The sequence below is a fragment of the Symplocastrum torsivum genome (genome assembly GCF_059505465.1).
The window spans coordinates 1-22,899 of record NZ_JCACKQ010000046.1 but is presented as its reverse complement, the minus strand read 5'-3'; the positions used below and the strand labels follow the sequence as shown (position 1 = coordinate 22,899).

Genomic DNA, 22,899 nt, shown 5'->3' with positions numbered 1-22,899 from the left:
TAGCAAAGTGGTTTAGCTGGCGATCGCCTACAAGGTTCAGAACTATTACTAACTAGCTCAACCTCTTTTCAATAAATACTTTTACGAGTTGCCCAGCGAGAAATAGCGCTAGTTAGTAGAACCAACAACACTAAGAGTAAAGAGGCTGCCCAAGCTAGCTCCTGCTGCTCTTCAAAGGGACTCTGCGCGAAGTTGTAGACAAAAACAGCCAAGGAGGGGGTTGGCTGCCATAACCCTTGGGGCCAGAAGAACGAGTTCAGTGCCGTGAAGATTAGAGGTGCTGTTTCTCCAGCCGCACGAGCAACAGCTAAAGTTACGCCTGTGACAATGGCGGGCAAAGCAGCCGGTAGCACGACTCGTAACACTGTTTGGTAATTAGACGCTCCCAGCCCTACAGATGCCCATCTGACCTCTTGGGGAACGATTTGTAGCGCCTCTTGAGTAGTACGCACGACAATCGGCAACATCAGCACTGCCAGTGCCACACCGCCAGCGACAGCTGAGAAGGTTCCTGTCAGAATTACGATAGTTCCATAGGCAAATATCCCCGCAATGATTGAAGGAACGCCACTGAGCATGTTTGTCGCGAAGCCTATCCAACGAGCAATCTTACCGGAGCTGAACTCTGAGAGATAAACGGCTCCCAAGACACCAATCGGAACACTGATGAGAGCAGCAATTCCCACCAAAATTAGGGTGCCAACAATCGCATTAGCAACGCCGCCTCCTTCTAAACCTGCTGCTGGCGGCAACTCGGTAAACAAGTCTAAATTCAGGCGGTTAAATCCCTTACGGATGACATAGGTAATTACTGCAAACAACGGTACAAGGGTAATAACTAGACAGGCACCTGCTACTGTGGTCATTGCCATCCCAATCAGCGATCGCAAACTCGTATAAGACCGAGTCAGACCTTTAGCAGTGGAGCCAAAAGAGGATCGATCTCGAAGGCTACTTGACATAGGGCGAGACAGTAAATAACAACAGGGTTTTGCTTGTCTTGGCGGCTAGAACTTCTTCACTTTGCGAACAATCAGCTCAGCCAAGATGTTGACAATTAGGGTGAGCGCAAACAGAACTAGTCCTGCATACATCAGAGAGGCGACTTGCAAACCGGACGCTTCGGCGAATTGATTAGCTAGTAGAGAAGCGATCGTATTTGCGGGTGCTAGCAAGGAAATATTCAGGTCATTGGAATTGCCGATGAGCATCGTCACCGCCATCGTTTCCCCCATCGCACGACCTAGCGCTAGCATGATTCCCCCAACAATGCCGGAGAACGCTGCTGGTATCAGTACCCGAAAAATCGTTACCCAGCGTGTTGCCCCCAAACCGAGTGAGGCTTGCCGGAGTTCCGGTGGAAGAGAAGCTAAGGAATCGCGGGAGATTGCCGTAATGATTGGCAAAATCATAATCGTCAAGATGATTCCAGCCGGAAGCATTCCTGGCCCGATGTAAGGTGTTCTAAAAAGCGGAATCCAACCCAGGTTATTGTGAAGCCACGCTCCAATCGGTTTAAGCAGGGGAATCAGGACAAAAATCCCCCATAGACCATACACAACACTAGGAATTGCCGCTAAAAGCTCCACTAAGAATACCAGCGGTGTCCGCACGAACCTTGGCAAAAAGTCTTCGCTCAAAAAGAGCGCAGTTCCAATGCCTAAAGGTATCGCCAAAAGTAGCCCAATTGCTGAACTAACGAGTGTCCCATAAATCATAGGTAACACTCCGTAAGTATCTTCAACGGGATTCCAGGCACTAGTGGTTAGAAATCCTAAACCAAATTCTCGGATGGCGGGTACAGCCTCAAGACCAACCTCTACTGCGATAAAGATTAAAATCCCAGCAACTGCCAACGCCAAGATACGAGTTAGCCAGACAAAGCCTCGATCTAGTGATTTTTCCGTCTGGGAGCGGGGTGGAACTGCATCTTGTGCATTCGTAACTTGCGTTGTCATGATTGACTTAAAGGAAATAGAGTTGATGCCGTCATTTCTGAAGTGAATTAAACGTTTTCAGTTCTATAATTTGCTAGCGGCAGCTTTATCGACTGTGATGTTGTAATCTGGGCTGAGTTTGTCGGCAGCAGCAGCAACTTTTTCAACAACACTTGGAGGTAGAGGAACATACCCAAGCTCTGCACTATACCGCTGACCTTCAGTTAAACCATATTCAATCATGGCTTCCATTGACTTTGCTTTCGACGCATCAGGGTAGTTCTCATAAGCGAGAAGCCAAGTGTAGGTGACGATTGGGTAGGATTCTTCCCCTTTTGGATCGGAAATGAAGGCACGGAAGTTTGCAGGTAGTTCCACTGCTTCAAGGGTTTTGGATGCTGATTCTTCGGACGGTACAATAAAGTTTCCCGATTGATTTTCCAACGCAGCAACTGGTAGATTATTTTGCTTGGCGTAGCCGTATTCGACATAACCAATTGCCCCTGGAGTTTGTTTGACTTGGGCGGTGACACCTTCATTCCCCTTCGCGCCTACACCAGTTGGCCAGTCTACAGTCTTGCCTTCTCCAACCTGATTTTTCCACTCTGGGCTGATAGCACTGAGATGTTTTGTAAAGACTCCCGTGGTACCACTTCCATCAGAACGATGTACTACGGTGATGGGTTGGTTTGGCAGTTGGACTCCTGGATTAGCCTGCGCGATCGCGGGATTATTCCAACTTTTGATTTGGCCCTGGAGTATACCTGTATAAACTTCTCGTGGTAGCTTCAAGCCACTTTCGACATTGGGAAGATTATAAGTTAGTACAATGCTACCCGCTGCCATTGGCAGCAAGAGAACACCCCTTTCTACCTTCTGAATCTCTTCATCCGTCATCGCAACATCGCTGGCTCCAAAGTCTACAGTGCCAGTCGTGAATTGCTCAACACCAGCACCACTTCCAACTGACTGATAGTTGATCCGTAGATTGGGATAGTCCTGATTGATTTCTTGAAACCAACGCTGATATAGCGGTGTGGGAAAGGATGCACCCGCGCCCACTAGTGATACATTTTCATTAAGAGCGAGTTTCCCTCCATCAGCATTAGGGGATGAAGCTTCCTGTTGACCGCAAGCTACTAAACCAGCTGACAGAGCAACGACAGAAATTGAGGTGAGTATACGACTTGAATTAAATAGATGGGAATACAGAAACATGGTTTGGAGCCTGAAACTTTTTTCTATGCAAATTCAAGTCCTGTTATCCTCTCGTTATTTCTATTAAAGATTTAATTTGTAAACGAGATGAGCTGCATTATTTACAGCAGCTCTATAACTTGACTTGATATCTAAATATTTAGCGGGTTTCTAATATAAATCAAGATATAGTTCTAAGTTTACAAATGATTTATTTGTAAAGTTTAGTTTTGCTAATATTTTTGTTTAGTAGATTTGCCTAGTTTCTAAATTATAAATAGAGCTTACCTAAACACTAATCTCTTAGCCAGGTTAGGGAGATAATTTGCCTAATTAATTTCTAAGAAAGCCAACTATTCATATTTTACCATCACTTAAACCTAGCTTAATCTAATATTAATAACTAATACTTTATTTTCCACTAATTATTAAAGATTTAAACTAGTAGATCACTGCGGAAATAAAGCTACCGTTCAAAACCGCTGGAACGATTTCAATATAAGTCTTTTGACTTTTGACTTTGACTTTTGACTTCCGCGAAGCGGTACTAGCGGGACTTAAACAAAAATTAAGTCCAAATAAAACCCAAACTGGCTTTATAAGCAGCAAACACGTCACGATTAAGGGTCAGCCACTCCACTTGCGCGGAAAGACATCGCTGTCCGAAATGCCTCTAAGGCATCAGTAAAGGTGTTTAAGGGTTTGTTCGCCCAACGCCTTCTTAATCCTCCAGTTAAGGTATGCCATAAAATAAATGTATAGGCACAAAACACAAGAATAAAATGTCTGAGTAGACTACGAGAATCTCTAACTTGATATTCTTTAAGCCCTAGCCATCCCTTGGCTTCTCGATAAAAAACTTCCACCCAATTCCTTTGACCATAAGTGGTTACTATCCACTCATCTGTGGCAATGGATGAGTCAACGTTGGTAATAAAATAGTCAATATCACTGGCTTCTTGGAAGGTTGAGGCATTCATGACGATAGCAATTGTTCTCGTTCCTTCAAGCTGTGATAGTTCAACTTCAACAGTTGCCACCCAAACAGTTTTCGGTTTATCTAAATTGAGTTGGACAGGGGTAAAAGCTTCACTCTGCAATGACTGGGCTAATTTATCTAAACGAATCTCTTGCAGTTTATTTGCTTCGGTTTCAATTATCACTTTGCGGTTTTTGGCTAATCCCCCTAGATACTTCAATTTCCTTTTTTCCAGTGACAGCAGAAACGTTGTGTTATTTCCATAGCCAGCATCAATTAGCAGGATACCGGGTCGATATCCTCTCATCAAGCTTCGGTCAATTAATTCTAAAGCTAGCTCTGGCTTTTTCTTGAACTCAATATCTGCTTTCCCCTGAGGTAAAGAATTAGAGTGTTGATATAACTCTATATCTAACGGCAGGCTTTTTTTACCATCATATAGATGTGTTGTTACCATCACTATCCCGTTATCGGTCTTCCCGATTTCTCCGATGTACTGCCGTCCCACTCCTGCCGTGAAATTGCCACTTTTTCTATGCCCTGAGTCATCCACAATTAACGTGAATCCTCTACTGATTCGGGTTTGAGAGCACTGATTCATCACAACCAGGCGGCGCTCATTAACCTCTTGGACTGACCAGGGTGCTTCTGTCAAAAAATGGTGTAATCGGTGGTAAGTCACTCCTACTGCGTTATCCGCCATTTGAGACAGGTTTTCTCGTTGACTTTCTCCTAATAATCCCCCGATATAGTGCCTAAACTCCCGTTTTTGGGCTTGATGTGTCCAAATATCATCAAAGCGTTTACACCATCTATCGATCTTGGGGGCATGGCGGCAGGAGTTGTCTCTTTCATGAGTAAATCATTAACGTAAAATGCTTGCCATGCAGGAATTATATCGTTTTTATTCTCTATTTTCGTTTAAGTACCACTAGCCAGTCTTCTCCTTCATTCAGTTCAAGCTGAGATATGTGCAAGTAGCAGAAATACTCCGAAAAAGCGAGAAGCCCTGAGAGTCAACTCTTTTGGATTGTCCTTGCACGACAGGCAGTACTATGAATCCGTCGATACCGCGACTGAACTATATAGTAGACACCATAAGAAATCAGACCAAGCGCCACAATTCCCAATAGCCAGCGACCATAGGGTTGTTGTTCCAGTAAATCTAACGCTCCTTCTAATCCTCTGACTTGGTTAGACTTAGACAGTCGTGCCGCTTGAATTAAGAAGAAGCCAATAATGCTATAAACAATCCCCCGTGCAGCTAGACCAAATCTGCCAATGCGTGTTGCCCAAGTTTTTTCGGTGTCGCTCATCTCGTTGAGATTGAACTTTCGACAGAATTTTGCAGTATAGGCTTGATAGAACTCGTAGAAACCTAGCCCAATTACGATCGCCCCTACTGTTCCAACTAACCACTGGCCCAAGGGTTGAGCTAGCAATAGCGCTGTCCAATCTATAGAGCCATAGCCATTATCAATCTCTACTTCACCGAAGATGATCTTCACGGCAGTTACCGCTAGCCCACCGTAAATCAAGCCATTTCCTGCATAACTGAGACGCACAATAATCGCCTTTGCGTCTGTGCCTTGATTCTCCGTGTCCATAATTGCCTGGACAAGCCGCCAGAGTACATATCCTGATAAGCCAATTGCAACGAAGCCGAGCAAGATTCGCCCAAATGGTTGGTTTACCAGAGAGCGGAGAGCGCCCCGCGTGCCAGTCGTTCTGCCGCCTGGACCCAATGCGGCAGAAGCTGCTAGCCATCCGACAATCGCGTAGACTACTCCCTTAGCTGCATAGCCGAATCGAAAGAGTCGTTCTGCCCAAGGGTTAGCAATTGCAAGATTCGCTATCGGTTCTAAGTAGTTCTTAGCATTCTTAATTGCTGAATTCCAGCCTTTCATGCGTTCTGTTTAAGACAGAGTATCTAACCTCCAATTAGTTAGAAATATCCTCGTTGTAGTTGTGTTGTCGATAAACTTGTGAAGTGGAGCTATCTTCACCCTTCAAAAATCACCTGAACTGTTCAGTAATATTAATAATGGTGAATGCAAAAACTATGAACTACGCATTCTGCTATTAAGGGTTGGTGAATTTTTTAGAGAATTATCTTTTTTATCTTTGTGCCAAGTGTTGAGTATATCTTTAATCAAAACTTCTTTTAGCCAAATTTTGGAGACAATCACTAACGGCACGGAAAGAAATATTCCTAAAAAGCCAAAAAAAGTGCCAAAAATTACCACAGATAACAAAGTGACGGCTGGCAGCAAAGACACATGTTGCTTCATAACGAAGGGCACTAGAAGATAAGCCTCAAACTGCTGAATCAGAATGTACAAAATCAGTACAGCCAGGGCTTTCCAGGGAGCAACAATTAGGGCAACCGCAATTGGTGGAAATACACTCAAAACGGGTCCAATATTAGGGACAAACTCCAATAATCCTGCCAAGAGCGCATTCGCTAACGGTAGTGGCACTCCCAAAATTGACAGACCAATAAAGCTCACAAAAGCAATAGCTGCCATATCAATAAGAGTGGCACTCATCCAGCCAACTAGATTAGCTTCACACTCAGAGAGAATCTCATAAACACGCCGACGATAAAAGGCAGGAAATAGTAGTACTAAGCCTCGTCGATATGGCGCGGGATTCACGAGTAGCATGAGCGTCAGAACTATAACCAATAATAAGTTGAGTAGGATTCCCAGCAAGTCGGAAAACCAGGTATAGACATTACCCAATAACTGAGTGACCAACGGTTGAAGCCTGGGAATGAAATTACCAAGGTTACGGACATTTAACAGTTGCTCTGGAATTTGGGTTTGCAAGGAGTTTAATCGGTTACGCAACTGCTCTAAAAACGTCGGTGCAAGGCTGATTAGTTGTTGCGATTGCTCAATAAAAGACGGTCCAATTAATGCGAATAGACCAACTAAAATTACCAGTAAAGTAACAACTGTTAGTGCGATCGCGATGCCTCGTTTAGCACCCGATCGCCGAAGCCGTCGCACAACTCGGTTCAAGACGACAGCAAAAACTACGGCAGCAAAGACCAGCAAAAGGACTTGCCGGATTTGCCACAAAATATAAAGAGAAATGGCAAAGGCTAGCAAGCCAATCAATTTCCCTAGACTCACAACTTTAGCTCCGTTTGAATGCGAACCTGTTGAAGTGCTTTGTTAACAAAGCTTCCAATGCCACAGGAAATCTTAAAAGTAATATTAGAATCCCCGACCTTAGCTAATAAGGTTAGCGGGGGAGGAGGTAATTTTCTCGCACTCAGTTAAGTCTAATTTTGGGTTATCCCATCGGGCATTATTGCCCCAGATAGATTTACCTGAATCAGTATTGTTCCACTTAAATCTGCTCCACGCAGGTCTGCTCCACGCAGGTTGGCTCCACTCAAGTCTGCTCCGCTTAAGTTTGCCCCGCTCAGATTTGCCCCACTTAAATCTGACCAAGCTAAGGATGTCAGCCTTAGATTTGCCCTTTTAAGGATGGTATTAGTCAAGTCTGTTGACCAAAGGATGGAGCGACTTAAATTTATCCCACTGAGATTTTCTCCAACCAAGTTTGCGTTGCTCAGTTTCGTTTCTGGAAAATCTCGCTCTCCTGCTGCATAAAGCTTCAAAAGTTCAAAAGTATCCATAGCATCTGCTCCAATTGAATAGTTTGCACATTAATGTAAGCTTGGGTACCAGGATAGTTAAACAGCCGCAAGGCAGCTAAAATTAAGTCCGTAAAAGAGGAAAGCAATTTGCTCCCCCCTTATTACCTAATCAAACAACTTAATCGTCTGCGGCTGGGAATATGGATTTAGCAACGAGTGCAGGCTTTTGGCTGTATTCTGCCTCTAGCTTTCTTTGCAGAGTCAAATCCCAGTTTAAATCGTAGTCCCTCTCAATGTCGGTGACCACAAAGGGTCGGAGTACACCCGTTACGACAACCTCCTGACCATCGTTGATGGTTTGACCAGGGGCTGTATTCAAGACCAGTAAATCTTGGGTGCTAGTTAGCTTATCCTCATCAAGGGTAAACGAACTTGGACCAATGATGTCTTCGACTTCAGCCCTCACGGCAATGGTCTTGTTGTAGAAGGCGCTGGGGTTTTTGGTGACTTCACCGGGTTCAGGTGCTAGAGCAATGGACTGGGCAACAATCACAGGTCTGTCTTTGTACTCTACCTCTAGCTCTGGCTCCAAGTCCAAACTGTATTCTCTCTCGATATCAGCAACGACAAGCTTTTGAACTTCGCCTGTTACTTGAAGCTTTATATCTTCAGGAAGGACAGTAGGCTCTCCTGAAGCATTAATAACGAGAACTTTTTCAGTGCCAAAAAGCTTGTCATCACCGATAGTGAAGGAATTGGCTCCAACTTTTTCTTCAACTTCGCTTCTTACTGTCACGCTCTTCCCAAGGAGTTCGTTCGTCTCCTCAGCAACTTCCTCTGTTTCAACGTTAGTCTGAGCGGTAGGACCACCAGCGTTTGGATCATTGGTGCTGCAAGCCGGAAGAAGCAGTGCAAAGAATGCTAAAGCGATAGCGAAGCGCTGCGGCGAAGCGCAGATCGCAGCACCCTTAGTATGCCATGACATTTGCGCGGAATCGTCCGGCTGGACACCTGCGTAGCTGGCAACCCGAACTTTACTAAATCTATCGTTCATTGAAAGAATCTCCTTAAAATTATTACTGGTCATGCCCTGGCAGTTATGCCAGAAATGAGGTCGAAGGTTTCCTTATCCAATTGTTGGTAGTTGTTTCCCTTCTACTGCAAGGCGATGTGGATGCCACTATCTCAACGTCACTAGGCATCTGTGCAAACTGTACTTGCGCTAGTTCAAAAAGACTTGACCATCTCTTTGAATTCTTAGTACGCCCTGGTTATCGTCTAAATTCATTGCTTCATCCAATAAAACCTCTAGCATTCCTGCCTCAGAGGTAGAAATTGGAACTACATCCAGTAGCCCTTCATCCTGACGAACCATGGTGACAGTTACAGGAGTTGGTAAACCTTGCAGAACTATTTCTTCTCCACCTGCTAAAAATCGACCTTCAGTATGTCCGACTGCTTCATAGGAGATGGGAGCGTTGGTGTTATTTTTCAGTTTTACGCTGACCAGACCATTCATTGGCATGATTGCGGCAATTGGTTCGCTACGCTCCTCTGGTAGAGGCGGCTGAGTAACACTTGTTGGCGGCGGCGCGGGCGTCAATGGTTCAGTGAAAACTCCCTGATCCCTCATAACTGGTCTTTCAGAAACCACACCTGTTTGAACATGCTGTGTAGCCGCATTTTGTGTACATCCCTGGGGGACTATATTTCTACTATTGAAAGGTTCTTCGTAGTAAATTCCAGGGCAGGGATTAACCTTATCAAGAGTAGAAACAGGTACTGCCGATGCCGCTAGAGGAATTGCTGGTAGACCAATCATTAAGCTACCAAAACCAAGCATTCTTCTCACTAATCCAGCGTTAAAACCTATCTGCTGGTATTTATTCATATATACCTCCTAAAAATCATTTTCTTTTCAACAATCTTTTCTTGAATCAAGCTGTGCTTGCTTAGTTTTTCTACCTGACGTACAGCAAGCATCAGGGAATTCGATGTCACACTGGCGTTGCTACAAACCTAAGGATTTGAGAACTATACCCAAGATCTCTTCTTTCTCATCCTTATAGCAGCATCACAACTGGCTACTAAGGCTATAAAGGAAGCAACTGCTACTAAACAAATTAGTTTTTTTTGCCTTTTCTATCTCCCTTAAGTTCTCTCATTTTTTAATTTAATTTGCCTCTACCGTATGACTTATTTATCTAAAAAATGTGAATGGCGCTTATGAAATCAAAATCTTCTGCTTTGGATATTATTTCAAGCAATCTAAGTCTGAAGAGAGCTACAAGTAAGTTATTTCTTCATCAGACAAACTTAGTTTAGCGAATTTATTATAGTTATCAAGATATAGTTTCCAGTTTATGGTTTTTTTGAATGTCTAAATATGCATTTGTTATAAACTCGGAAGTCAGCCTGTTTATCTACTATTTATATCTCTTGATATAAATAGTAGATAAACACTAATTCATTGCTTAAGATAGAATCTTATCTACTTCTATTGTGTATCGAGTAGTGTAAATTACAGTAGCTTGAAATGCTACGCCGATTAATGGCAATTTTAAAAACACGTTGGTCTCAGGAGCAGCACTTCCATACGCGCTGTCTCATTGCCGGGTTATTCGCAATTATTGCCACATTAGATTTCTTCACACCACCACCTTATGCCTTGGGGTTCCTGTATACCGCACCAATTTTGTTGGCTTCTTCACGCCTGAGTCGTTCGGTAACAATTCAAGTCACGGTGATGGCAATCGGCTTAACTCTTCTGAATGTATTTTTCCCTAAGCCAGAGTGGCTCAACTCAACGACAGTCATAAATCGCCTGCTTATGGCGCTTGCCCTCGTAGTCACAGGTTGGCTAAGCGATCGCATTTTACGTCATGAAGAAGCGATCACCCGACACAAGACGAAGCTACAGGCACAAAAGCAGTTAGCTAGTGCGCGAGAGGATTTCGTGTCAACGTTAACCCACGATCTGAAAACACCACTCCTCGGAGCGATTGAGACATTGAAATCGTTGCAGCAGGAAAAATATGGTGCAGTAACAGCCGCACAGCAAAAAGTTTTGGCAGCAATCACTCGGAGTCATGAGAACTCACTTGGGTTAATCGAGACGCTATTGGATGTCTATCGTAACGATACAGAGGGATTAAGGTTAAAACTCGCTCCTGTTAAGCTGGTCGATCTAGCCGAAGAGGCGATCGCTACAGTATCAGGTTTAGCCTCAAAGCGGCAGGTGAATATTAGTCTGAGTTATGCAGAACTCGACTTTGACCGCTTCCTATGCGTAACTGGAGATGCGCTACAACTCTTGCGAGTCTTTACCAACTTGTTGACGAATGCAATTAATAATTGCTCTCGTGGTGGCAACGTGGAGATTTTCTTTGAGTCTGATGCCGCCTATCAGGTTGTGAAAATTCTCGATAATGGACGGGGGATGGCACCCGATGAACTTCCTCGCTTGTTTGAGCGGTTTTACCAAGGAGATAGCGATCGCCAGTCGATGGGGTCTGGGCTGGGGCTATACTTGACGCGACAGATTATTGAAGCCCACGGTGGTACTGTCTGGGGCAACAATCGCTCACCAGGCGGTGCTTTGTTCGGATTCACATTACCTCTACACCATCAGTCAAAACAACTGTAATTACAGCTCTTAATTCGATTAGGCAACACAGAAGCTTCATGCAAATGACAATAAGCTGCCATATCTGTGTTTCAAAGTGAGAGTGTTAGCTAGATCATGCCTAATACATCGATAACAGCCGACTCCTCATCGGCTGTTGTTTTCTTGTAAGCTTTCGCTTTTCAAGGGAAGATTATTGGGGATTTTGCACTAGTTCACTTCTAGAGAGGATGGATAGGGTAGGAAACTTCTGTAACATTCGCTTTAGTACTTACTTCTGTCTGCTGATGAAAGCCACTTCTATCTGGTAAAAATGACCTCGAATGCACTACGGATTTTGCTGGTTGAAGATGACGAATTGTTTCGTCTCGGTTTATCTATGCGCTTGCAACAGGAACCGGGATTAGAAGTAGTTGCTGAGGCTGAGGATGGTGAGACGGCTATAGAATTAGCCAATCGACACCCGCTTGATATTGTTCTACTCGATGTCGGACTGCCGGGGATTGGTGGTCTTGAGACTTGTGAACAACTTAAGCAACAGCACCCAGAGCTACCGATCCTTGCTTTAACCTCTCGTTACCAAAAACCTCTGATTGCTCGCTTAATTGAAGTGGGTGTCAAAGGTTACTGCTTAAAGGGAATTAATGCAGATACTCTAATTCTGGCGCTCCGTTCTGTGGCAGTGGGTGCTTCCTGGTGGGATGAAGCCGCCACCACCGAGATTCAATCTACTTTTCATCAAAGCGCACAACCTGGTTCTACCCCCTCAGAGGCTGAAGAATCACTCCAAAATCCGCTCACAAGGCGCGAACAGGAAATCTTGGCAATGATTGCAGCCGGACGGAGCAATCAGGAGATTGCAGACCTTCTCTACATTGCTCCTGGTACCGTCAGAGTCCATGTTCATTCGATCTTGAAGAAGCTAGAGGTACGCGATCGCACTCAAGCGGCTGTCTTAGCCATCCAAAAACAACTCATTTCTCCAGATTTGTTAGCAGATTAACTGTTTTTACTCTAAGGAAGAATTTGGTCTAGTTCATCTCTAAATTCAGGTATAGATGTAAACTAAACTGGCTAGGCAAAAGTGTTTATCAGGTTACGCTTTAATATATAAATTACCTTCTAAACCTGGATTATATCTTGATTTTATTGAGAAGAATCTAATAATTAAAGTATTGATTAACCAATTTTAGGTACTTCAGTTTCTAGGCTACTAGAATCTATTGGAATTCCAATTTTAGCTAGAACTAGAAAACCGTACCCCCAGAAAAATTTTCACGAGGAAACAGATGAAGATGAGCCGTTGGCAAAAAATTGTAGCTGTGCCTACTTTACTAATGTCAGCTTTGACAGCTATTGTCCCTCCCTCTACCGCCGCTAGTACAGCCACACTTCAGGAATTTCAGACCTCTACTTTAGGAAAAACATCTTTCCAGAACGAAGGCGTATATCAACTGGCACAAGGTTCGGACAACTGCCTGGAAGTTGCAGCAAGGAATGGTCTTCATGTCCGGGAAGAACCCACAGTTTACAGCAGAGCACTTGGAATAATCCCTCAGGACGGAATGTCACCGTTGTTGAGAATAGAGGTGCAGATGTTGTTGTTGGGAATCCCGGCGTAGAGTGGATGCCGATTTCAGCCCCCCTACAAGGTTATGTATATGCGGGTTTTCTCACCTCTTGTCAGTCGTCTCCTCCCCCACAAAACTGCCGCGAAGTTTCAGCCAAAGGTGGTCTTGCTGTCCGGCGAGAGTCATCAATTAAGAGTGCTGTTGTCAGGGTTGTAACCAATGGGGAGAATGTTGCCATTGAAAATCGTGGCGTAAATGGTTGGGTACCCATTTCAGCACCCTTGCAAGGTTATGTATCTGCGTCTTATCTCACCTATTGTCCTTAATTGTCTGGGTGTGATGGCAGTAACCTCTGCTTAAAAGCGAACTGAAATGAAAAACCCACGTCCTAGGAACATTGTGATACTTGTTTTTCTATCAATTTTGGCACTCCTTGTGATCTTTGCGATCGGGGCAATCATCAATTACGTTTCTAATGCTAGGGAAAGTGATGAAGGGCTTGGAGTGCCTGAACAGGAATTGTTGAATTAAGCTGACGATTCCTCATAGCAAGTAGCCATCAGCCATCAGCGGTCAGTTTTGACTCGATAGCTTGTACCCAGATGCGCTATTTCAATGCAACTGGGTATCAGAAATAAAAAACAGGTATGAAAAAACGCACGTATAACCCCATCAAGAAAATTTGTTGGGGAATTATCGGGATTATCCTATTCTTTTCACTGTCCGGGTTTCCCTATCTGGCTCAGGGAGCGCCAACTGAAACCAGTCAGCTTCCCTTCTTATCTCCCCAACAGCCCAAACCTCCTGAATCGGAGCGGGTTGCGCCACCACGCCCGACTCGTCAGGGACCAAGCAATCCGCAGGAAGTGGAAGCCTTTTTAGACAAATTCTTTACTCAGGAAATGCAGAAAGAACACGTCCCTGGCGCGGTTGTTGCTTTGGTAAAAGATGGGGAAATCCTTTTGACCAAGGGATATGGCCATGCTGATGTGGAAAAGAAGATACCTGTTGTCCCCGATAAAACTCTCTTTCGCGTTGCTTCTATCTCTAAGTTGTTCACAGGGACGGCAGTGATGCAGCTATACGAGCGAGGATTGCTTGACCTAAACAAAGATATCAATCAGTACCTCAAGCACTTCCAAATCGAAAACCCATATCCAGAACCGATGACGCTTGCCAATTTAATGACTCAAACAGATGGCAGTAGTCAGCGACTATTCGGGATTGCGGCTCGAACGGCAGAAGAGATGGTGCCTTTGAAAGAGTTCATCCCCGCTCATATGCCTCCGATAGTATGGCAACCCGGTGAACTCTACAGCTATTCCAACATGGGAGTTACTTTGGCAGGCTATTTGGTGGAGCTTATCTCCGGTGTTCCTTTTGTTCAATATATCAACGAGAACATCCTGCAACCGCTAAAGATGCAGCGCAGCACTTTCCTCCAGCCACTGCCGCCAAACTTGGCATCTGATCTGGCTGTAGGCTATCAGTATCAAGATGACCACTTGCAGTCGCGACCATTCCTCTATCTCAACATCGCCCCGGCTGCTTCGCTCAGTGCGACTGCCACCGATATAGCTCACTTTATGATTGCCCACCTCCAGAACGGTCGCTATGAAAACTCGCGTATCTTGAACGAGGAGACTGCAAAGTTGATGCATCGGCAGCAATTCACCCACCATCCAAAGTTACTGGGCATCACCTACAGCTTTCATGAACGTTTGGAAAATGACATTAGGACAATTGGGCACCTTGGCAGCTTACGTGGGTACTCCAGTTCTCTGAGCTTACTTCCTGACCAGAACGTAGGACTTTTTGTTGCTTGCAACAGTTTCAATAGAATCCATGAAAAACTGAGTGATCAGTTTATCGATCACTATTATCCCGTTCAAGAGAAACCTGTACCCCCTAAGCCTCTACCCAACTTTGCAACGCAAGCTGATCGTTTTACTGGCGTTTACCGTGGTGTTGAGTATCCTCGTGGTACCCTTGCTAGTCTCGGTGCCCCATTAGGAGACCTCCAGGTGAAAGCCAATAGGGATGGGACCTTGACCGTTCAGACTCCAAATTTCTTCTTTCCTGAACGGTTTGTAAAAACACAGTTGATCCCCGTGGAGCCGTTGTTATTCCAACGAACTGATGATGATGCTTACACAGCTTTTGGAGAGGACACTCATGGCAATATTAACTACTTGTTTAATCCCATTGGTTCAAGAATTTGTGCTTTTCGGAAGATAGCCTGGTACGAAACCATCCCTTTTCAGTTGAGCTTAGCTGGATTTTGCGCGGTGCTTTTCCTGTCGGCGGGCATTACCTGGTTTGTCAGGTCTTTGAGCCACCGTGTCCGTAAGCGGCGTTTTCAGGACGACAGATTGACTCGACTCGCTTGGTTAGTGGCTGGTTTGGTCGGCGTTCTAAATCTGGTTTTCTTGATTGGTCTATCTTTAGTCGCTTGGCAAATTGGTGTCTGGCAGCTCTTGTATGGTGTCCCTGTTGTAATGATTGCCTTGCTTGGCATTCCGCCCGTGACTACTGGCATGGCTTTGGGATTACCTACATTTGCTGTACTGGCTTGGAAAAACAAGAATTGGTCAGCGAACGATCGCGTGAACTACTCATTGATTACGCTAGCAGCGCTGGCGTTCATCCCATTTTTAATGTACTGGAATCTCTTGGGGTTTCAGTTTTAACCAGCTTACGAGAAGGTAAAAAGAAACTATGAGACAGCGAGGATTTCTTAGTAGAAAGCTAGTTCATTGGTTGCTGCTAGCAATTCTTTCCTTTTCGCTTTCGTTGTCAGGACTGACGATGCCCAGTGTGGCTCAAAGTGGCTCGAAGCAGCTGCCCATTTTAGACAGTCAACCACAGCAAGTCACTGAACCGGAGAAGTCGGTGCCTGCATCTCCTACAGGATTAGGACTTAAGGAACCGCAGGAATTGGAAGCTTTCGTAGACAACTTCTTTAACGAGGAGATGTCGAAGACTCATGTTCCCGGTGCAGTCATCTCTGTGGTGAAAGATGGAAAGCTCTTTTTCGCCAAGGGTTACGGCTATGCCAACCTGGAGAAAAAGATACCCGTTGAGGCAGATAAAACCCTCTTTCGTGTTGCCTCTCTCTCCAAACTATTCACAGCGACAGCAGCGATGCAGTTGTACGAGCGAGGACAGCTTGACCTGGATGCCGATGTCAATAAGTACCTCGACTTTGAACTAGAGAACCCTTACTCCGAGACAGTCACAGCCGCCAGGATGATGATGCACACAGACGGTACTACTGTCCGACGCATCGGACTGGCAGCTCGCACTGAAGCTGAAATGGAGCTGTTGGGAGATTATCTGGCTGACCATATGCCACCCATTGTGTCGCGCCCCGGTGAACTCTACAGCTATTCCAGCCACAGCACTGCTTTGTTGGGCTATGTAGTGGAAAAGATTTCTGGTACACCCTTCGCAGAATATATTGATAAAAATATCCTTCAACCACTGGAGATGCGCCGCAGCACGTTTCTCCAACCACCGCCGCCTGCGTTAGCTGATAACTTGGCGGTGGGCTATCAGCATCAAAGTGGCAACTTCAAACCCGTCCCGTTCCTATATCTCAATATTGCCCCAGCAGCGGCAATGAGTACGACGGCTACCGATATGACTAATTTTATGATTGCCCACTTGCTGCGCGGTCGCTACGAAAACTCACGCATTCTGGAGGAGAATACGGTGCGGCTGATGCACAAGACGCACTTCGCCCACCATCCCAAATTGCCGGGTACTGGCTACAGTTTTCGCGAACGTTTGGAAAACAACATTCGCATGATCGGACACCTAGGAAGTTTGCGGGGGTATTCTAGCTCCCTCACCCTAATGCCTGACCAAAATATTGGCATTTTTATTGCCAGCAACAGCTTCAGTGGGATACATGGAAAACTACTGTCTCAGTTGTTAGACCATTATTTTCCCGTTCCCGATAAACCTGCACCTTTAAAACCCCTTGCCCTTACCAATGAACAACTCGATCGCTTCACTGGCACCTACCGCGATGTGGAGTATCCCCACGCCACCTTCCTCAAGCCATCGGCAGTGTTTAAGCATATCAATATTAAGAAGGGCGATAACGGAACTTTAGTAATTCAAACCCCTGGTCTGTTCTTTCTGAACAATCCTCAAAACATAAAGTTAATCCCTGTAGGACCGCAGTTATTCCAGCGAGCTAATGATGATGCCTTGACTGCCTTTGGAGGAGCTATTGAAGATGAGGGCAGTAATCTGATCAAATTCGCGTTTAATCCACTTTGGCCGAAGATAGGAGCCTACGAGCGAGTACCGTGGTATGAAACGGCTTGGGTGCAGTTAGGATTGCTTGGCTTTTGTGTACTGATTTTCCTGTCAGCTTTCTTCATCTGGCCGATACGTCCGCTGATTCGCCGTTTACGAGGCAAGCCTTTTCAAATTGAGCGGCACTACAGCCGAGCCTGGTTGTTAGCGGGACTTGTCAGTACTCTGAATTTGGTCTTCATCGTTGGTTTGCCTTTGTTGCTTTGGTTTTACGGGGCATGGAAGCTGGCATATGGAGTACCAGCATTTGCGATCGCGTTCCTCTCTCTTCCCCTAATTGCCACTGTCTTGACCTTGGGATTAGCTGTCTTTACTGTTCTGGGTTGGAAGAATAAATATTGGTCAGTTATGGCGCGGTCTTACTACTTGTTAATTACGCTGGCTGCGTTAGCTTTCATTCCCTTCCTAACCTACTGGAATCTATTGGGATTTCAGTTTTAACCGGAGAAATGTTTTAGAGAATATCAGGCGCTCAACAATAACGGAAAAGTGTAATCAAATTTTGGCTAATACAACGTTTTCAGTTCTTCTTTACTAAATAGATATCTCCGTACCCCCTGGGCGATCGCATTCCTCCTACACAGGAAAGAGTGGACTCTTTCTTAAGATCCACTCTCTGTTAAACTCTTTTAGCGCCAGCTTTAACAAGCTAAAGTTAAGTCCTTACTTTACCTCGTCCTTAATCATTCTCTTGTCATTAATGATCACTCTTTCCTTGACTTCTGCACTGCCGGAGATGTGAATATCATTATCCTGATTTTCCTCTTTGGCGGATTCGGCTGCATTTTGGGCAGATGACTTAACATCGTGCGCTGCACCTTTAGCAGATTCGGCTGCACTCTTGCCAGATGACTTCATTGATTCGGCTGCACTTTTTATCGATGGCTCAACTGCCTTCGCTGTACCTTTTACAGTCGATCTAACATCCTTAGTGGTACCCTCAATTTCCTTCGCTACAGCTTTGACGGAAGGCTTAACTTCATCGGCAGTACTCTTAATAGAGTCCGCTGCACTTCGTACAGAAGGTTTGACACCTTCGACTGTCTGCTTGACTGAATCTTTTACTTCTCTAATCGTAGGTTTGACTTCCTCTGATGCGCCCTTGACTGCATCTACTATAGAAGGCTTGGTTTCCTTAACTGTCTGATTGACAGATTCGGCTATACCTTTAATCGAAGGCTTAGTTTCCTCAACTGTCTCCTTGACTGCTTCTACTGTACCTTTGATAGATGGTTTAACTTCCTCAGCAGTTTCCTTTGCTACTGTCCCTAGCTCTTCTACAGTCTCTTTAATACCGTCTGCTACAGTGTGTGCTGCATCCCCTAAATTATCTACAGCACGGTTAACCGTATCAGCCGTACCTTTACCAATCATCGCGCCAGCAACTGAGCCTGCTACAGCACCAACAATTCCTCCAGAGCGGGCACCGAGTACGCCACCGACTGCTGCTCCAGCTATCCTTGCACCCATGCCTGAGCCTGATGATTGATCTTGCTTAGATTCTGCATTTTCGTCAGTCTGAGCCTGAGGCTGCTGCTTCTCAATATTGTCGATATTCTTTTCCTGGAAGCCAGTATTTGTGTCAGGTTGATTAAACTGTGGCTTGTTTTGAGTCATTATATATACCTTTGCCTTATTGCTACGCTTACAAGATTAACTATTACTTCTAAGAAACTCTACAAATTAGCTGTTTAAATCTAAGAACAAGCAATATATCAAGCATCTATAAACATAAGTATAGATACTTGGTAAACTTTATAAACAATAGTTTACTCAAGCTTATAACTTAAAGCTTAAAGATGGCATAAATTTTAAACTATATCTTTGTTTTGCTAGACAAAGTTCTAATATTAAATTATTGCATTAATCATTTTTGTGTAAAACCACGTATTAATTATTTCAAAAGTTGTGTCTTGTACTTAATGGAGTTAATTAGGGCAGTAGTTGCCTAAAGTTTTCTCTAAAAGTATCAGGAAGCTTATCAAAGATGAAGAAATTTAAATACACATTATTAGGTTTGTTAGGAATTTTGGGATTACTTCTCTTTTGGGGATTGCTCGAACCTTACTTCATCGACACAGAAGAAGAAGTTGCAGAAATCCCCAATCTTCCCTCCGCTTGGGAAGGGCAACGAGTCGCACTCATCGCTGATTGGCAAATAGGAATGTGGATGGACAACACCAGTACTATCCGCCGCATTGTGAAACAACTAATTGAGGAGCGTCCTGCAATCGTGCTAATTGCTGGTGACTTTATCTACGATCCAGGCAAAGACCCAAGCGAAGAGATTAACAAGGCTGTTGAAATTGTGCGATCGCTTACCCTAGCAGGCATCCCTACTTATGCTGTCTTGGGCAATCATGACTATGCAATGAAAAACAAGCACGCACCACCGGACGAGAAGTTGGCGGCTAAATTGCATAAAGCGCTTGAATCAGTGGGTGTCCAAGTCCTCCAGAACGAGGCTGTTATCCTTGCACCATCTGAGAATCGCAACCAAACGACAGCAAACACGGAAGTCAACGCACCCCTATACCTAGTAGGTATCGGCGCACATTGGTCGAATAACGATAAACCGAAAGTTGCGCTAGCGCCAGTGCCGGACGGAGCAGCAAGGTTAGTAATGATGCACAATCCAGATTCCTTTGAAGCGTTACCTCCTGGCACTGCACCGTTGGCTGTCGCCGGACACACACACGGCGGGCAAATTCGCGTACCCTTCACACCAGAATGGTCTTGGTTGACTTTCATTAGGGAGGATGAAGTACACGCTGATGGCTGGATTAAAGGATATGGACAGCCAGGGAATCGTCTTTACGTGAACCGAGGCATTGGTTTTAGCCTCGTACCGATACGGCTCAACTGCCCACCAGAGGTCACTTTATTCACTCTGCAATCCTCCCTCTGATTGAGGAAGAAAATACTCAGAGCCTTAATTTAGAGTCTGACTGATCCAAGTTTTTCAAGCGGAGGAGTAATGAATCCCAAAGACTCAGTAACAACAGCCTGGGGAAAAATTCAGGCCATGATCGACAGCCTGGTACTGATGCTGCCAAATATTGCGTTAGCGATAATCGTCTTTGCGCTCTTTTATTTGGCGGCAAGGGGTATCAGGTCACTGGTCAGACGCCTTACCCGAAGGCATCGGCAGGCGCGGAATTTAGGACTGGTACTCGGACGTTTGTCCCAAGGAATTACCATTTTAGTCGGTCTATTTGTCGCGTTATCCATTGTTATTCCGTCATTCAAGGCAGGAGATTTGGTTCAACTGTTGGGCATCAGCGGTGTGGCAATTGGTTTTGCGTTCCGCGATATCCTTCAGAACTTTCTGGCTGGGATTTTGATTCTTTTGACTGAGCCGTTCCAAATCGATGACCAAATTGTCTTCAAAGACTTCGAGGGAACGGTTGAAAACATTCAAACACGCGCCACGACAATCAGAACTTATGATGGTCGCCGCATCGTCATTCCGAACGCTGAACTGTTCACCAATTCAGTGATGGTCAACACCGCCTTCGATAACCGCCGACTGGAGTACGATGTTGGCATCGGCTATGGAGACGATATTGACCGAGCGAAGGAATTGATTTTGGAAGCGATCGCCAGCGTGGATGATGTCTTGAGGGAACCCGCCCCCGATGCCTTGGTGATGGAACTTGCTGAGAGTACCGTGAACATCCGCGCCCGGTGGTGGATCAACCCCCCGCGACGTGCAGATGCTCTCGACTCGCGAGACAGGGTTCTTTCTGCCATTAAGAACAAACTCACTGCTAACGGCATTGACCTACCCTTCCCGACGCAGCAGATTCTCTTCCACGACCAAACAGAAGAGACAGATGGCGATCGCTCACGTCAACGAGAAGGATGGCCGGCTGGGAACAAACAAGTGCCGAAGCCACGTAGCATTGGTGGTTCACTCAGGAAGCTTGCCGAAATACGGGCGCAAAGAGATGGGAATGGGAGCGATCATCCTCAAGCCGTTAACGATGGTCGATGAAAAACATCAAGTTAGGCAAACTTTGGGACTCCCTCCACTCCAGCTACTGGTTCGTGCCGACACTGATGGCGGGTATGGCGATCGCTTTGGCGTTTACAATGCTATCCCTTGATCGAGCAGGCAAGTCTGGACCAATTGAGAAGTTAGCCTGGATCTACACGGGTGGTCCCGATGGTGCGCGTACAATGCTTTCTACCATTGCTGGTTCGATGATTACCGTTGCGGGTACTGCCTTCTCGATCACCATCGTTGCTCTTACACTGGCATCCTCACAGTTCGGTCCGCGACTGATGCGTAACTTTATGCAGGACACGGGCAATCAGGTTGTGCTTGGCACGTTCATCGCCACATTTATCTACTGCTTGCTCGTACTGCGAACAGTCCGAGGGGATAACTACAATGTGTTTGTGCCGCAGATATCGGTTACGGTCGGCCTCTTGCTGGCGATCACGAGTATCGGCGTGCTAATCTACTTTATCCATCACGCCTCAACCTCGATTCAGGCAGCGCAAATCATCGGGGAGGTCGGCAGCGATTTGGACAAGGCGATTGATCGCCTCTTCCCCCAAAAGATTGGCTATAGTGGGTCGCAGAACAAACGGCGGTGGGTTGAGGAAATCCCCATGGGTTTCGACCAGGAAGCTTCTCCAATTCTGGCAACGAGTAGCGGTTATCTTCAGGCAATTGATGACGAGACGTTGATGAAAATTGCCAAGTCGAAAGACCTCCTGGTGCGTCTTAAACATCGCCCAGGCAAGTTCGTCGTGCAAGGAAGCGAACTGGTGAGGGTTTGGCCTGGGGAACGAGTGAACGAGAAGCTCACCCAGCAATTCAATGATGCTTTCATCTTGGGTAAAGAACGCACTGAGCAGCAGGATATAGAGTTTTGCATCAACGAACTCGTTGAAGTCGCGCTTCGTGCCATTTCCCCAGGCATTAACGATCCATTTACCGCTATCCGATGTATTGACCAGCTAAGTGCAGCACTGTGCCGCTTAGCCGAAAGAGATTTCCCCTCTCCCTATCGCTACGATGACGACAACAAGCTGCGCGTGATTGCCGACCCGGTGACGTTTGCAAAGCTAACCGATGATGCCTTTAATCAAATTCGACAGTACAGCAAACCGGATGTAGCGGTAAGAATCCGAATGTTGGAAGCGATCACCGTTATTGCAACCCATACTCGCAACAAGAAAGATCGGGTAGCACTTCTGCATCATGCCAATGTAATCGAGAGCAGTAGTCGTGAGGAGGTAGCTCAGGAGTGCGATCGCGCTTGTATTGAGGAGCAATATTTGGCGGCAGTCAAGGCGTTAGAGCAGCGATGAGTAAGGAAAAGCTGTGATAACTACCAACTGACGAGCGCATCAAGTGACAACCATTAGGGCTTAGTCTTAACAATGGAAAAATTTTGGTCGTTAGTGACTGGAGTTTAGACTAATGTCACAGGTAGCGCTTTTTTCGGAAAAATTGTCACCGAAATGCACTACATATAGCGTGGTTTTCGATTTAGTCTAAAGTCCAGTAGTGAGGAGTCAGAAGGAACTGTCCCATTTTTGATGTCTGACCGCTCACTGCCTAGAAGTCTGTAATGGTGAAAAATCGTTGTTCGGGATGGCGACTGTCCCATTTATGGTTCAAATTGGGACAG

The 22,899-nt window shown here is 45.4% G+C and carries 18 protein-coding genes and 1 pseudogene; 9 read left to right on the top strand and 10 right to left on the bottom strand.

What is annotated here, in order from left to right; genetic code table 11:
* Nucleotides 1-68: 68 nt before the first annotated feature.
* The 9 genes and pseudogenes from pstA to AC5JL3_RS15690 all read right to left on the bottom strand — a co-directional run bounded on the left by pstA (nucleotide 69) and on the right by AC5JL3_RS15690 (nucleotide 9,617).
* A complete protein-coding gene (gene pstA, locus AC5JL3_RS15730; protein WP_496075371.1) occupies nucleotides 69-962 on the bottom strand; it encodes a phosphate ABC transporter permease PstA in 894 nt (297 codons plus the stop codon).
* 45 nt (nucleotides 963-1,007) lie between these two features.
* Nucleotides 1,008-1,958 carry a phosphate ABC transporter permease subunit PstC gene (pstC, locus tag AC5JL3_RS15725; RefSeq protein WP_496075370.1) on the bottom strand — a complete coding sequence of 317 codons (951 nt, stop codon included), beginning with the start codon at nucleotides 1,956-1,958 and terminating at the stop codon, nucleotides 1,008-1,010.
* 63 nt (nucleotides 1,959-2,021) lie between these two features.
* On the bottom strand, nucleotides 2,022-3,155 hold the full coding sequence (gene pstS, locus AC5JL3_RS15720) for a phosphate ABC transporter substrate-binding protein PstS (protein ID WP_496075369.1): 1,134 nt from the start codon (nucleotides 3,153-3,155) through the stop codon (nucleotides 2,022-2,024).
* Between the two features lie 547 nt (nucleotides 3,156-3,702).
* Nucleotides 3,703-4,968, bottom strand: a pseudogene (locus AC5JL3_RS15715) (IS701 family transposase).
* 161 nt (nucleotides 4,969-5,129) lie between these two features.
* Nucleotides 5,130-6,020, bottom strand: coding sequence for a DUF1206 domain-containing protein (locus tag AC5JL3_RS15710; RefSeq protein ID WP_496075368.1), 891 nt, complete (start codon nucleotides 6,018-6,020; stop codon nucleotides 5,130-5,132).
* 153 nt (nucleotides 6,021-6,173) lie between these two features.
* Nucleotides 6,174-7,253: an AI-2E family transporter gene (locus AC5JL3_RS15705; RefSeq protein ID WP_496075367.1), complete on the bottom strand. Its 1,080-nt coding sequence runs from the start codon at nucleotides 7,251-7,253 to the stop codon at nucleotides 6,174-6,176.
* Between the two features lie 152 nt (nucleotides 7,254-7,405).
* Nucleotides 7,406-7,765: a pentapeptide repeat-containing protein gene (locus AC5JL3_RS15700; RefSeq protein ID WP_496075366.1), complete on the bottom strand. Its 360-nt coding sequence runs from the start codon at nucleotides 7,763-7,765 to the stop codon at nucleotides 7,406-7,408.
* Between the two features lie 139 nt (nucleotides 7,766-7,904).
* Nucleotides 7,905-8,780, bottom strand: a complete 876-nt coding sequence (locus tag AC5JL3_RS15695) for a hypothetical protein (protein ID WP_496075365.1) — start codon at nucleotides 8,778-8,780, stop codon at nucleotides 7,905-7,907.
* Between the two features lie 168 nt (nucleotides 8,781-8,948).
* A complete protein-coding gene (locus AC5JL3_RS15690) occupies nucleotides 8,949-9,617 on the bottom strand; it encodes a hypothetical protein (protein WP_496075364.1) in 669 nt (222 codons plus the stop codon).
* Between the two features lie 645 nt (nucleotides 9,618-10,262).
* Here AC5JL3_RS15690 and AC5JL3_RS15685 point away from each other — a divergent pair.
* The 6 genes from AC5JL3_RS15685 to AC5JL3_RS15660 all read left to right on the top strand — a co-directional run bounded on the left by AC5JL3_RS15685 (nucleotide 10,263) and on the right by AC5JL3_RS15660 (nucleotide 17,692).
* Nucleotides 10,263-11,372, top strand: a complete 1,110-nt coding sequence (locus tag AC5JL3_RS15685; protein WP_496075363.1) for a sensor histidine kinase — start codon at nucleotides 10,263-10,265, stop codon at nucleotides 11,370-11,372.
* Between the two features lie 292 nt (nucleotides 11,373-11,664).
* Nucleotides 11,665-12,354: a response regulator gene (locus AC5JL3_RS15680; protein WP_496075362.1), complete on the top strand. Its 690-nt coding sequence runs from the start codon at nucleotides 11,665-11,667 to the stop codon at nucleotides 12,352-12,354.
* Between the two features lie 292 nt (nucleotides 12,355-12,646).
* Nucleotides 12,647-12,973, top strand: coding sequence for a hypothetical protein (locus AC5JL3_RS15675; protein WP_496075361.1), 327 nt, complete (start codon nucleotides 12,647-12,649; stop codon nucleotides 12,971-12,973).
* Nucleotides 12,974-12,978: 5 nt separating this feature from the next.
* Nucleotides 12,979-13,248, top strand: coding sequence for an SH3 domain-containing protein (locus AC5JL3_RS15670; RefSeq protein WP_496075360.1), 270 nt, complete (start codon nucleotides 12,979-12,981; stop codon nucleotides 13,246-13,248).
* A gap of 321 nt (nucleotides 13,249-13,569) precedes the next feature.
* Nucleotides 13,570-15,612, top strand: coding sequence for a serine hydrolase (locus AC5JL3_RS15665; RefSeq protein WP_496075359.1), 2,043 nt, complete (start codon nucleotides 13,570-13,572; stop codon nucleotides 15,610-15,612).
* Nucleotides 15,613-15,640: 28 nt separating this feature from the next.
* Complete coding sequence (locus tag AC5JL3_RS15660) at nucleotides 15,641-17,692, top strand: serine hydrolase domain-containing protein (RefSeq protein WP_496075358.1); 2,052 nt, start codon at nucleotides 15,641-15,643, stop codon at nucleotides 17,690-17,692.
* A 222-nt stretch (nucleotides 17,693-17,914) separates the two neighbouring features.
* On the opposite strand, the gene AC5JL3_RS15655 is transcribed toward AC5JL3_RS15660, so the two are convergent.
* Nucleotides 17,915-18,868 carry a hypothetical protein gene (locus tag AC5JL3_RS15655; protein WP_496075357.1) on the bottom strand — a complete coding sequence of 318 codons (954 nt, stop codon included), beginning with the start codon at nucleotides 18,866-18,868 and terminating at the stop codon, nucleotides 17,915-17,917.
* A gap of 370 nt (nucleotides 18,869-19,238) precedes the next feature.
* Here AC5JL3_RS15655 and AC5JL3_RS15650 point away from each other — a divergent pair, with 370 nt between their 5' ends.
* From AC5JL3_RS15650 to AC5JL3_RS15640, 3 genes are all read left to right on the top strand, one after another.
* On the top strand, nucleotides 19,239-20,159 hold the full coding sequence (locus tag AC5JL3_RS15650) for a metallophosphoesterase (RefSeq protein ID WP_496075356.1): 921 nt from the start codon (nucleotides 19,239-19,241) through the stop codon (nucleotides 20,157-20,159).
* A gap of 69 nt (nucleotides 20,160-20,228) precedes the next feature.
* Nucleotides 20,229-21,248, top strand: coding sequence for a mechanosensitive ion channel family protein (locus AC5JL3_RS15645; protein WP_496075355.1), 1,020 nt, complete (start codon nucleotides 20,229-20,231; stop codon nucleotides 21,246-21,248).
* Nucleotides 21,245-22,576 carry a DUF2254 domain-containing protein gene (locus AC5JL3_RS15640; RefSeq protein ID WP_496075354.1) on the top strand — a complete coding sequence of 444 codons (1,332 nt, stop codon included), beginning with the start codon at nucleotides 21,245-21,247 and terminating at the stop codon, nucleotides 22,574-22,576. Before AC5JL3_RS15645 ends, AC5JL3_RS15640 begins: the two co-directional genes overlap by 4 nt.
* Nucleotides 22,577-22,899 lie beyond the last annotated feature (323 nt).

Excerpts from the sequence above, each read along its gene's own strand:
- pstC (WP_496075370.1), bottom strand. The coding sequence starts at position 1,958 with ATGACAACGCAAGTTACGAATGCACAAGATGCAGTTCCACCCCGCTCC.
- AC5JL3_RS15670 (WP_496075360.1), top strand. The coding sequence starts at position 12,979 with ATGCCGATTTCAGCCCCCCTACAAGGTTATGTATATGCGGGTTTTCTC.
- AC5JL3_RS15695 (WP_496075365.1), bottom strand. The coding sequence starts at position 8,780 with ATGAACGATAGATTTAGTAAAGTTCGGGTTGCCAGCTACGCAGGTGTC.
- pstA (WP_496075371.1), bottom strand. The coding sequence starts at position 962 with ATGTCAAGTAGCCTTCGAGATCGATCCTCTTTTGGCTCCACTGCTAAA.
- AC5JL3_RS15685 (WP_496075363.1), top strand. The coding sequence starts at position 10,263 with ATGCTACGCCGATTAATGGCAATTTTAAAAACACGTTGGTCTCAGGAG.
- AC5JL3_RS15680 (WP_496075362.1), top strand. The coding sequence starts at position 11,665 with ATGACCTCGAATGCACTACGGATTTTGCTGGTTGAAGATGACGAATTG.
- AC5JL3_RS15650 (WP_496075356.1), top strand. The coding sequence starts at position 19,239 with ATGAAGAAATTTAAATACACATTATTAGGTTTGTTAGGAATTTTGGGA.
- AC5JL3_RS15655 (WP_496075357.1), bottom strand. The coding sequence starts at position 18,868 with ATGACTCAAAACAAGCCACAGTTTAATCAACCTGACACAAATACTGGC.
- AC5JL3_RS15665 (WP_496075359.1), top strand. The coding sequence starts at position 13,570 with ATGAAAAAACGCACGTATAACCCCATCAAGAAAATTTGTTGGGGAATT.
- AC5JL3_RS15660 (WP_496075358.1), top strand. The coding sequence starts at position 15,641 with ATGAGACAGCGAGGATTTCTTAGTAGAAAGCTAGTTCATTGGTTGCTG.
- pstS (WP_496075369.1), bottom strand. The coding sequence starts at position 3,155 with ATGTTTCTGTATTCCCATCTATTTAATTCAAGTCGTATACTCACCTCA.
- AC5JL3_RS15645 (WP_496075355.1), top strand. The coding sequence starts at position 20,229 with ATGAATCCCAAAGACTCAGTAACAACAGCCTGGGGAAAAATTCAGGCC.
- AC5JL3_RS15690 (WP_496075364.1), bottom strand. The coding sequence starts at position 9,617 with ATGAATAAATACCAGCAGATAGGTTTTAACGCTGGATTAGTGAGAAGA.
- AC5JL3_RS15640 (WP_496075354.1), top strand. The coding sequence starts at position 21,245 with ATGAAAAACATCAAGTTAGGCAAACTTTGGGACTCCCTCCACTCCAGC.
- AC5JL3_RS15710 (WP_496075368.1), bottom strand. The coding sequence starts at position 6,020 with ATGAAAGGCTGGAATTCAGCAATTAAGAATGCTAAGAACTACTTAGAA.
- AC5JL3_RS15700 (WP_496075366.1), bottom strand. The coding sequence starts at position 7,765 with ATGGATACTTTTGAACTTTTGAAGCTTTATGCAGCAGGAGAGCGAGAT.
- AC5JL3_RS15675 (WP_496075361.1), top strand. The coding sequence starts at position 12,647 with ATGAGCCGTTGGCAAAAAATTGTAGCTGTGCCTACTTTACTAATGTCA.